The following is a 10,971-nucleotide window of genomic DNA, read 5'->3' on the forward strand; positions in this document are numbered from 1 at the left end:
ACAGCGTACAACAGTATCTTTGAAAGGACACCAGGGGCTGCTTTTTGGAGCATGCAGGATTTCCCTGCGATTTACCTGTTCAAACATGAAGGAGAAACAATGCTGCCTCGCAAATCGAAAAGGGTACGTAGAGCCAAAAGAAGGAGAATGTCTCTGCTCAGAAAGGGAACGCTTTCCCTTTTTCTTTCCCTTCTGCTTGCCTCTCCGTCTCTTGCCGCAGAAGATCCCGCTGCTTCCGATGACGTCTATCAGTTGCCCACGGTGACAGTGACCGCGGACAAGAGGGCGACTGACGTGCAGAAAACGCCCTCATCCATCACTGTCATGTCCCGCACTAAGCTTGAGGATGCCAATATCGATACCATCGAAAAGGTGCTGCAGCGCATCCCCAACATGAATTTCAGCCAGTTCACTGGCGGAGCAAACTTCATGTCCATGCGCGGCATCACTACGTCGGCTGGCACATCGACAAGCCCCCTTGTCATGTATCTTGACGGCGTGCCTGTGGACACCTTCTTCAATCTCGACGCTCCCCTCATGGACATCGAGCGCATTGAAGTCTTGCGCGGCCCCCAGAGCGCCATCTACGGCAAAAACGCCATGGGCGGCGTCATCAACGTCATCTCGCGCAAGCCGACCAACGAGTGGCATGGCACATTGCAGGCGGACTACGGCTCCTTCAACACCCAGCGCTACGCAGCGGCCATCAGCGGACCCCTCATCGAGGACAAGCTCTATCTCGCGCTATCGGGCTCTCATTATTCCACAGACGGCTACATGAACCATGACGATACATGGTACGGAAACCAGGAACGTACGGAACGCTTCAAGGGCATGCTGCGCTTTACGCCCACGGAAGACATAGACATCAGCTTCCACCTCAACTACACGGCCCGCAGGGATGGCTATTCCAACCTTATCTGGGGAGACGAGCCCACACTGGACTCCATTGCCAACAAGGACGACTACCTGCATTCCGACATCTGGAACATGGCCCTGCAAATGTCCTTCGACTTTGACCCTGTCACTTTTGAGTCCATCACTACCTACCGCACGGAAAATCTGGATTATGGCATTGATATGCTGGCAACATATGGTGCAGCGTATTCTCCCTATGGTTTAAATCTCGATTGTGCAAACACTGGTCGCAACAATACCCGCAAGGAGTTTACTCAGGAATTTCGCCTGCGCTCTCCGGACGACAAGAAGGACGGTATCAAGTGGCTTCTCGGTGTCTTTGGTGGCTATACGGACATGAATATCCGTGAGTCCTATTCCGACATGCCCGGGACATTGCCGGGAGATCTTTTGGATCAGGCATGGGCAGGGATGACTTTTCCTTTTCGCATGTGGACGAACCAGCCGAGTAGAGAATATACGCAGGACTACGCAGCCTTTGGCGAGATCACTATCCCTCTCTTTGACAAGCTGAACATCACCCTGGGGTTGCGTGCCCAGCAAACTCACAAGAAAATCGATGTAAACTATATGGGTGGTGAGACATATGCTGGCATGGACGTGCCTCTGTTGGGCGTTGCAGGAGACATGCATGGTACAAAATCCGATTCATGGTTTGAGCTTTTGCCCAAATTCAACATCAGTTACCAGCTGACAGACGATATCATGTTCTATGGCGGTGTAAACCGCAGTTTCATTCCCGGTGGCTTCAACAATGCTACCAGAACCGGCATTGACATGACCTATGACGCCCAGACAGCCTGGAACTACGAAATTGGCGCCAAAACCGAATGGTTCGACAAGCGTTTCCTCCTGAATCTTGCGCTCTTCCATTCCGCGGTGAATGATCTGCAGCTCATGAAATATGATATTGGCTCCATGTCCTATCTGAGTGACAACGCAGGGTCTGCCCGCATCTACGGCGTGGAAGTCGATGCCATGGCTAGACTTTTGCCCGGCCTCGACGCAGAATTCAGCTTTGGCTACCTGTGGACACGATTCGATGACTACACGCATATGGGCAATGACTATTCCGGCAACAAGATTCCCTACACCCCGGACTATACGGCAAGCTTTGCCCTGCAGTATCGCCATGAAAAGGGCTTCTTTGCCAGGGGTGAGGTGCTGCATTACGGCCAGCTCTACTGGAGCGAGGCCAATGACTACAAGAGGGATCCCGTTACCCTGCTCAATGCCCGCGTAGGCTACGAGTTCGAGCCCTTTGCAGTCTATGTCTACGGCAACAACCTGACAGACGCAAAGTACCTCAACTACTACACTGCCACGTCCAATTACGGCATGATGGCCCGTCCGCGCGAAATAGGCGTACAGCTCAAGTACACATTCTGATAAACGTCCCTGTCCTCACTGTGCCCGGTTTTTCCCCTTGAGCGGAAAAATCGGGAGAGCAGTGGGGACTTTTTTCCTTTCAGGCAGTATCTATGGAACAAAAGGCGAAAGTCATCCAGATTTCTCCCCTGGCAAAACTGATGCTGGCAGGCTCCCTTGTCTTCGGAGCTATTGACACAGTGCTCATTCCTGTTCCCTACCTCGCGGCCTGGCTCATTCTCGAGCATCTGGCAGGAAACACGATCTGGCCCATGGACCAGATTTTTTTCTGGGTCTTTGCAGCCATTGGCGCGCGCTGGCTTGCAAGCCTTCTCTCCACAACCCTCTCGCACCTCTCGGCCATGCAGGTCACAACGGATTTGCGCACAAGGCTTCTCGAGCATCTCGGCAGGCTTCCCATGCACTGGCACGCTTGTCAGACCAGGGGGGGGCTCAAAAAGGTTTTTACCAGCGACATCGGCCAGGTGGAGAGCTTTCTCGCCCACCACATCCCGGACACTGTCTCTGCCCTGCTTCTGCCCATTCTCTCCCTCATATGCCTTTTGTGGGTCAACTGGATCCTTGGGCTGCTGCTTGTGCTTTTGTTTGTGGCCTGCATCGTCGTGCAGACCACAAGTCTTGCCAAAATGAGCAAAGGCAGCATACTTGGGCGCTACAACAGGGCCCTGGAGGGCCTCAATTCCGCAGTGGTGGAATTTGTCCACGGCATGCCCGTCATAAAACTCTTCAACAGGGAGCTCTCCTCCTTCTCGAAGATGCGCAGCTGTGTGGACGAGTTCAGGGACATACAGACCCAGGGCTATGTCACCTTTGCTCCGCGCTGGGCGCTCTTTTCCACCCTCACGGTCATGCCCTTCACGTTGGCTGCCGTAGCCGGAGCGCCCCTGTATCTTGCGGGTTTGGCAACGCTCTCCGAAGTGACGCTTTTTCTCATGCTGGGCTGCGTGTGCCTGAGCCCTCTCACAAAGCTTGTGCGCCTTGCCGCCATTGTCTCCGAAATGACGCAGAGCCTGGCCAGGCTTTCGGACATCCTGTCTTCTCCTGCAGAGGAGACAGGCTCCTTTCCCGCGTCCATGGTTCGCAAGCCTAGGGTTCATGTGCACAATCTGTATGTGCGCTTTGGCGAGAAGACAGTCTTGAAAAACATCAATTTTGTGGCCGAACCAGGCACAACAACGGCAATCGTGGGTGCCTCGGGCTCCGGAAAGAGCACCCTCGCAGCTGCCATTGCCGGCCTTGAGCGTATTGATTCCGGAACAATAAGCATTGACGGATACCCTCTGTCCGCCTTTCCGCCAAAGGAGCTTGCAAGCCTTGTCACGCCGGTCTTCCAGGCGCCGCATATCTTTGCAGGCACAATAGCCGAGAACATCGCCCTTGGCGTGCAAAATCCGCGCGAGGAGGACATTGTCGCAGCAGCAAATCTTGCCCGCTGCGCGCAGTTTATAGAATCCTTTCCCAACAAATACGCGACAAAAATTGGCGAAGGCGGTGAAGCTCACTTGAGCGGAGGCCAGAAACAGCGCATTGCCCTTGCGAGGATGGCCTATCGGAGAACTCCCGTTGTTGTTCTTGACGAAGCCACATCCTACGCCGACGCCCAGAGCGAGGCAGAAATCCAGCAAGCACTTTCGGGTCTTCTCAGGGGGCGTACGGTCATTGTTGTGGCCCACAGACTGCATACCATTGCAAAAGCGCAGCAAATCCTTGTCCTGAAGGAGGGCGAGATTGTCGAGCGGGGAACCCATGAAAGCCTTCTCGCCAGACAGGGCGTCTATGCCGTCCTGTGGGAAGCCCACCACAGGGCCAGAGCCTGGAGCATACGCACAAAGAGGGAGGCCTGCCCATGCTGAAAACACTACTGGCCCTTGCAGGAAAGGCCTCTGCTTCCCTGCGCAGGGCAATACTTCTCAACCTGTGCGTCATGGGCGTACAGCAGGCTTCCTATGTGGCTGCGTTCTTTCTGCTTCAGACATTGTATCTCTCCAGGGAAGGAGGGCAGTCCGACTGGATTGCCTGGGTCGTTCTTCTTGCAGTTCTGGCACTGGCCCATGGCTTTTTCAATCTGCGCTCGCTTGTGTCCGCCTATACGGGAAGCTACGCCATAAGCGCCAGCCTGCGCCTGCGTCTTTGCGATCACTTGCGCAGACTCTCCCTTGCCTTCTTCAGAAAAACAGACTCAGGGGTAGTCTCCGGGGCCCTCATAGACGACATCAAGGGCATGGAAGCCTTTTTCGGCATGTATGTCTTTGATCTGGTGACCTGCCTTGTCTTTCCCTGCCTCTTGTGCGTGCTCATGTTCTTTTTCAGCTGGCAGATTACCGGCGTTCTGGTCTTGTCGGCGGCCCTGGCCTTTCCATTGATTCTCTGGGCCTGCCGCATCACGCAACGCCTGGGGCCAGCCTATCTGGAGGCCAGGGACGCCTCGTATTCCTCGCTCATGGACTATGTGGGGGGCATACGCGAGCTAAAGGCGGCAAACCTCACAGGCCTTGACTACACGCCCCTTGTTTCCAGCTGGAAGAAATACGGACGTCTGAGCATCCGGATGGAAGGGCAGTACGGTCTTCTGGCACTGGCCTATTCCTGCGTTCTCGACATGGGGTTTCTTGCAACGCTCTTGCTTGGCCTTTCCCTGGTGGAAAATCTCACTGTTGGCATCGCAAGCCTCATGTTCTTTCTCATAGTCGGCAGCCGCTTTGTGGAGCCCATGCGGGAATTCGGCATGGTTTTGCCCGAAGTACGCAGATGCCTGACTGCCGCACAAAAGATTTCCGATATCCTGGCAGTGCCTGAACCGCAGGTTCTCCCGGAGGAAAAACGTTTCGGGCACGAAATACGCTTTGACAATGTGTCCTTTGCCTATGAACAGGGGAAGAATGTCCTGCGCAATGTCTCCTTTGTCATGCCCGAAGGAAGCGTCACGGCCCTGGTCGGGCCTTCCGGCTCCGGCAAAAGTACCATTGCCCACCTTTTGCTGCGTTTCTGGGACGCAGGGAAGGGCAAAATCACCCTTGGCGGCGCGGACATCCGTTCCCTTGCGCAGGAAGAGCTGTACAGAAACTTCAGCGTGGTCTTTCAGGACGTCTATCTTTTTGATGACACAGTCTTCAACAATATCCGCATGGCAAGGCCAGATGCCAGCCCAGAGGAAGTGTACAGGGCAGCGCGCCTTGCCCGCTGCGACGACTTCATAAGTTCTCTGGAGCACGGGTACGAAACGCGCGTGGGCGAGGGCGGTGCCAGGCTGTCCGGAGGAGAAAAACAGCGCCTGTCCATCGCAAGGGCCATCCTGAAGGACGCGCCAGTCATTATCCTCGATGAAGCTACGGCCTCCCTGGATCCGGAAAACGAGCTCAGCATTCAGGAAGGCCTCAACTCTCTCCTTGCTGGCAAGACATTGCTTGTCATCGCCCACAGGCTGGAAACCATACGCGACGCAGACAACATCCTGGTTCTACAGGAAGGCCGCATAGCAGAAATCGGTACCCATGAAAGCCTGCTTGCAGGGGAGGGCCTGTATACAAGGCTGTGGACTTTGCAAAACACCATCAAGTCCTGGCAGCTGGGCTAAGGGCAAACTCCATCATAATAGAATGCGTCCTGTCTCTTCCATGAAAACGGAAGAGACAGGCGCTCTTTGCATTGCAACCGTGATGTGTGGTCTATGCCTGTACCTTTACGCGCTTGGCAATCAGGGCGTTGACGAGGATTTCGTCCAGGGGTGGGTGGGCGAACAAGAGCTCGCGCACAAGCATCTCTGCGCCTGGGTGACAAGATGGGAGACCTTGTGACCAATGGAGGCCGACCAATTCCTTGTTGTCCCACACGGCCTTCACAAAACCATGGGCCAGAGGAATAGGGGGTGTCCATGGCGCCCAGGACGAGCACATAACGGGCCTGATGCTCTGCCGCGTGGACCTGAAGTACCTGACCGTTGAGTCGCCCACAGCGTAGATATGGGGAGCAGCAGGTGATCGTCCACCTCGATGTAGCCACGGTGACATAGCGCATGGGGGCTTCGAAAAGACACGAACCAAGAGTGCAGAAGGGCTGATTTCCCTTTCCACACACGCCGCGAAATCGCAATAAGCGACAAAATAGTCGAGAAGCACAAAAGCATTCAATTATATCATTTTGTTAAAAATGATATAATTGAGCTTCTGGATGATGAAATTGAGCTACCCTTTCTTAGGAAGTCCGGCTTTCGGTATAGGCGTACAAGGAAAGGCATTTATGTTTTTTCGCAACACGACGATTGCATATCTGAAGATAGTTTTCCAAGTTCTCTCTTGTTCTCGCGAACTGAGGTACAAGACTGATTCGTGCTGCCGTGTTACTCACAGACAGTGTGGAAGTGTCTGATGCCGCAAAGGAAGCAGTATCCCTGTCGATTTGGCATACAATATATTCTACCATCAGTTTTTTTGACTGTTCCATATGTATGATGTATAGCGGCCACCTCCCAATTTTAGAATGGAACCACTTTTTTGCAATTCGGTTAATGTGCGTTGTACTGTTACAAGGCTGATATCCGGGCAGTGCTCCAGAATCTCCTTCTTGGTGATCTGACCAGGAGTCCTTTTGATAAGTTCACGTATACGCTCAGGCTTGCTCAAAGATTCTGTAGCCAGTATCTGCACCCTTCCAGAAAACTCGCGATAGGCTGCGGACACAATTCCCAATGTGTAGCGCACAAAAGGAGTATAATCATTGGTTCCTTCGTGCCATCCGCATGAACTTAGCTGCAGTGCCTCATAGTACGTCACCTTGCTTTCTTCGATAAGCTTTTCAATGCTGATATACTTGCCAACAATGTAGCCAGCCCTGTAGAGAAGCAGCAGGGTAAGCAGACGGCTCATGCGTCCGTTACCGTCATTGAAAGGATGAATGCAGAGAAAATCCAGAATAAACATTGGGATCAGCAACAGGGGATCCATGTCATTCGAGGCAAGAGCTTCTGCGAATGACGAACAAAGTTGCTCAACATACTCTGGAGTCTCCCAAGCCTGAACGGGTTGGAAACGGACAATTTTGTTTCCTGCCTCGTCCGTTTCTGCGATGACGTTATCGCAATTTTTGTAATGTCCGCCGCAGGAGCTGCCACTAAATTTGTAGAGATCCCGATGCAGCTGGAGTATTACAGATGGCTTGGGCTGGATATAGTCGAAACTTTCGTGGATGGTGGTGAGAACATCCCTGTATCCGGCTATCTCCTGTTCGTTGCGGGTATGGGGCTTTGTTTTGTCCAGCACCAACCTCTTGAGGCGCTCATTCGATGTGTGTATGCCCTCGATAGCGTTGGAAGCCTCGGTACTCTGGATTCTGGCAATTTCTACTAGCCGTGACAGGGTATCCGCACAGCTTTCGATGAACAGGGCTTGCTCTCCTTTGCTCTCATGGATATGCGTCAGGAGCAATACGACATCTGGCTCGAGTAACTTTTTGTAATTTTGAAAAAAATTGAATGAGCGCATAGTGCCTTTCCTGAGGTCAATTATATCATTTTTACCAAAATGATATAATTGATAACAAAAATGATTGAATTGATTTGGATACGTTGCGGCGCTTCACCACGCTCCACCAAGTGTCCGCCGGAAAGCAGTGCAAACTTGAACAAGGAGCAAGAGCTATGTCAGAGACTGTATTTCGCTCAAGAAAAGACCTGTATCTTTTGGGATATCTTTCAGGGGCATGTTCATATTGAGCCGGTTGCCTGCTATTTCGATTTTTTTTCTTCAACTCTTCCCTTGAGTTCTCCTTTTACCATATCTTCATCTCTAGCAACAAAACTCTTCGACTTCCAGTCCCTTTGAGCCTTTTCCCGTTGTTCACAGGCATACACAATGCTTTTTCAGAAAGAAACAGTGCTTCAGCCTCCAGAGGATTGTGAATATTGTTAATGATCTCTACTTGGGAATCTCTACAAAATGCAGTATTAAGTCCTTATTCAGTCGCACATTGCATACTCCTCAATCTCTTCATAGATCCTATTCTAAAGAATTGAGTATGTTGATAATGTATGTTTGCTTTAGAGCTCGATAGCGCGTTCCAGATTTAAGCTGCCCCCCCCCCGTATACTGTTGTCCAGTAACAGGGCCTTCTCTTGTCTATATTTACCTTGCTTACATTTTGACCTTCAATATTGATCTTTATACATTCCGGTGTCTCACCAAGTATGTCAAGACGATATTCCTTGTCTTCTATATTTCCGGAGAGATTTCCCTGTCTGCAAGCATCAGATCGCAGATGACGTCCCTGTCCGGATCCGGGCTCAAAATGGAATTGACAAGATCGATGAGCAAGGGCTTGTGCTCCGGTTTGCCAAAGATATGCTTGAAGAGGAGCTCACTGGTACGCTCTATCCTATGTCCTCCCACGATGTATTCACCTGAAATGGGGATTGCAGGCTTTCCGGAAAAATACAGGCTACCAAGTGCTCACAATGCGTCCATGGATACGGAAGGAGCAGGGCGCTCCTTCCGTATTGCAGCAATGATATGGGACTATGCCTGCACCTTCACGCGTTCGGCAACCAGGGCGTTGACCAATATTTCGTCCAAGGTTGGGTGGGCAAACATGATTTCGTGCACGTTGTGGGCGTTGCGCTTCTCGCGCACAAGCATCTGCGCCTGGGTGACAAGGTGGGAGACGTCATGGCCTATGGCGGCCATGCCGGCCAGTTCTTCGCCATCCCATACGGCCTTCACAAAGCCCTGTGCCAGGGAGTGGGACTGTGCAATGGCGTTCAGGGTAAGAGGAGCCTTGGATACTGACACCTTGTCCCTGCCCTGGGCCAGAAGCTGGGCTGCCGTACTCCCTACGCGCATGATTTCAAGGCCATAGTAGCAGGAGGGTACGGGACCAGAAGAGTAGGGGGTGTCCATGGTACCCAGAATGAGGCCGCTCACGTAGCGGGCCTGATGCTCTGCCGCATGAGCAAGCAGGACCTGACCGTTGACATCGCCCACAGCGTAGATGTGTGGGGCAGCCCGCAAGTGATCGTCCACCTCTACATAGCCCCGGCGATCAAGAGAGATGCCTGCCTTCTCGCAGCCAAGGTTTTCGGTGTTGGGTTTCCTGCCCACAGCCACCAGGGCCTTTGAGGCCGTGAAGACAGTACCGTCTGCCATGGTGAGCTCGGCCTGGCCGTCCTTTGTAACAAGGGATTTGGCAAAAACGCCTTCCACGCAGGCTATGCCGCGCTTTTTCAGGGTCTTGCGCAGCTCGTCCGCTATGTCCGCATCCTCTAGGGGTGCGATGTGGGCTGCGCCCTCCACAATGGTCACCTTGCTGCCCATGGCAGCGAAAAAGTGTCCCATCTCAAGCCCAATGGCGCCGGCACCAATGACCAGCAGGCTTGAGGGTATGGTCTCGATGGCAAGCAGGCTGGTCGAATTGAGGACGCAGTCTCCGTCCGGCTCCATGCCGGGAAAGGCCGCATTGCGGGAGCCACAGGCAAGGATGATGTCCTCTGCCTCAAGGCTTTTTGCGCCGTCCTCGCAAGACACTGCGACGACACCCGGGCTCTCCAGGGAGGCTGTGCCCCTGATGAAATCCACGCCCAAAGCAACGAGGTTCTTTTCCACCATCTGGGAGCTGCCCTTCACAAAGCGGTCCATGCGGGTGCGCAGGGCCTTGAAATCCACGCCAACCTCGCCGCTCAGGACTTTCTGCTTTTTGAGTGCCAGGACCAGTTCCAGAGGGGCTATGCCGCCAAGGAGCATCTTGGTAGGGATGCAGCCGCGGTTGAGGCAGGTTCCGCCTGCCTGCCTGTTCTCGACAACGGCAACCTTCTTTCCACCCCTTGCAAGGCTGAAGGCTGCGGCAATGCCGGCCGGGCCGGCTCCAAGTATGGCGACATCGTAGCGCATGGTTCTCCTCCGGAAAATACACGAAACAAGAGCACAAAAACACCTTTTTCCCTTCTCACACACGCATGGAAATTGCAACTCGTGCAAAATCTCCCATGCAGGTTGCGGGCGGCCCTGGGCTCCTAAAGAGCACCTTGAGCGTCTGGTCTTCGGATCAGTGCTGACGCATCCCATATCGAAAGCAGGGTAGTCTTCCCGAGTCCCAAGGGAGGAAGCCCCGCGCATAAGCGCGGGGAGGCTTCACCATGCTTCCCCGCAATGGAGCCCCTTGTCGCCACATCCGCGGCCAGTGGAGAAGAGTTTGTTATCCTGTCGAAAAATTTTGATTTTGTCTGGACAAGCGTTTCTGGATGAAGTATCCTCGAACAAGTTTTTTCAGTGATGCGGGACGTCTTTCCACGCTTCACTGATAGTATCCATATCTCGACCATATCCGCCGTTCGGGCAGGATTTTTTTGATGGCCCATGATCTGCACTGTACCAGCACAAGGCGCATCGTACGACTTCATGCAGAGCAGGGGCTTTTTTCCAACCTACAGGCACCCGGCCAGGAGCAACAAAATGCGTCTTTTCGCAAGCAGGTTGCAAGCTACCTCCCCCCCCCAATAAAAACAATGGGTTATCCTTCCATGTTGCCTGTGGTGTTTGGTCAGCTCGGCAAAGTCCGCTTTTCGGAATAAGGCTTTTTACAAGGCTGTGCCAGATGCACCAGCAGCTGCTCCCCATATTCTGAGATCCGCCCTTCGCATTCAGGCCTACCCGCAATCGCGTGGCAAACCTGTCCGCAGTT

7 protein-coding genes are annotated in these 10,971 nt (G+C 53.2%); 4 read left to right on the forward strand and 3 right to left on the reverse strand.

Going from position 1 to position 10,971, the window contains the following annotated elements; all coding sequences use genetic code 11:
• Nucleotides 1-147: 147 nt before the first annotated feature.
• The 3 genes from B5F76_RS06025 to B5F76_RS06035 all read left to right on the forward strand — a co-directional run bounded on the left by B5F76_RS06025 (nucleotide 148) and on the right by B5F76_RS06035 (nucleotide 5,881).
• Nucleotides 148-2,307 (forward strand): TonB-dependent receptor, encoded by a 2,160-nt coding sequence (locus tag B5F76_RS06025; protein WP_162608712.1) that lies wholly within the window; start codon nucleotides 148-150, stop codon nucleotides 2,305-2,307.
• 92 nt (nucleotides 2,308-2,399) lie between these two features.
• Nucleotides 2,400-4,160, forward strand: coding sequence for an ABC transporter ATP-binding protein (locus B5F76_RS06030; RefSeq protein WP_087352335.1), 1,761 nt, complete (start codon nucleotides 2,400-2,402; stop codon nucleotides 4,158-4,160).
• Nucleotides 4,154-5,881, forward strand: a complete 1,728-nt coding sequence (locus B5F76_RS06035; protein ID WP_087352337.1) for an ABC transporter ATP-binding protein — start codon at nucleotides 4,154-4,156, stop codon at nucleotides 5,879-5,881. The genes B5F76_RS06030 and B5F76_RS06035 overlap by 7 nt, the downstream gene beginning before the upstream one ends.
• An 844-nt stretch (nucleotides 5,882-6,725) precedes the next feature.
• Here the strand turns inward: B5F76_RS06035 and B5F76_RS06040 are convergent.
• The 3 genes from B5F76_RS06040 to B5F76_RS06045 all read right to left on the reverse strand — a co-directional run bounded on the left by B5F76_RS06040 (nucleotide 6,726) and on the right by B5F76_RS06045 (nucleotide 10,181).
• Nucleotides 6,726-7,784, reverse strand: a complete 1,059-nt coding sequence (locus tag B5F76_RS06040) for a Fic family protein (protein WP_087352339.1) — start codon at nucleotides 7,782-7,784, stop codon at nucleotides 6,726-6,728.
• 726 nt (nucleotides 7,785-8,510) lie between these two features.
• Nucleotides 8,511-8,687 (reverse strand): PD-(D/E)XK nuclease family transposase, encoded by a 177-nt coding sequence (locus tag B5F76_RS14795; protein WP_162608713.1) that lies wholly within the window; start codon nucleotides 8,685-8,687, stop codon nucleotides 8,511-8,513.
• Nucleotides 8,688-8,813: 126 nt separating this feature from the next.
• The gene (locus B5F76_RS06045; protein ID WP_087352341.1) at nucleotides 8,814-10,181 is read right to left on the reverse strand and encodes a dihydrolipoyl dehydrogenase family protein; all 1,368 of its coding nucleotides are present in this window, start codon (nucleotides 10,179-10,181) and stop codon (nucleotides 8,814-8,816) included.
• A gap of 458 nt (nucleotides 10,182-10,639) precedes the next feature.
• On the opposite strand from B5F76_RS06045, the gene B5F76_RS06050 reads away from it, so the two are divergent.
• Complete coding sequence (locus B5F76_RS06050; RefSeq protein WP_087352343.1) at nucleotides 10,640-10,861, forward strand: hypothetical protein; 222 nt, start codon at nucleotides 10,640-10,642, stop codon at nucleotides 10,859-10,861.
• Nucleotides 10,862-10,971 lie beyond the last annotated feature (110 nt).

Origin of the sequence: Desulfovibrio sp. An276 (assembly GCF_002159665.1) — a bacterium.
Classification (GTDB): Bacteria; Desulfobacterota; Desulfovibrionia; order Desulfovibrionales; family Desulfovibrionaceae; genus Desulfovibrio; species Desulfovibrio faecigallinarum.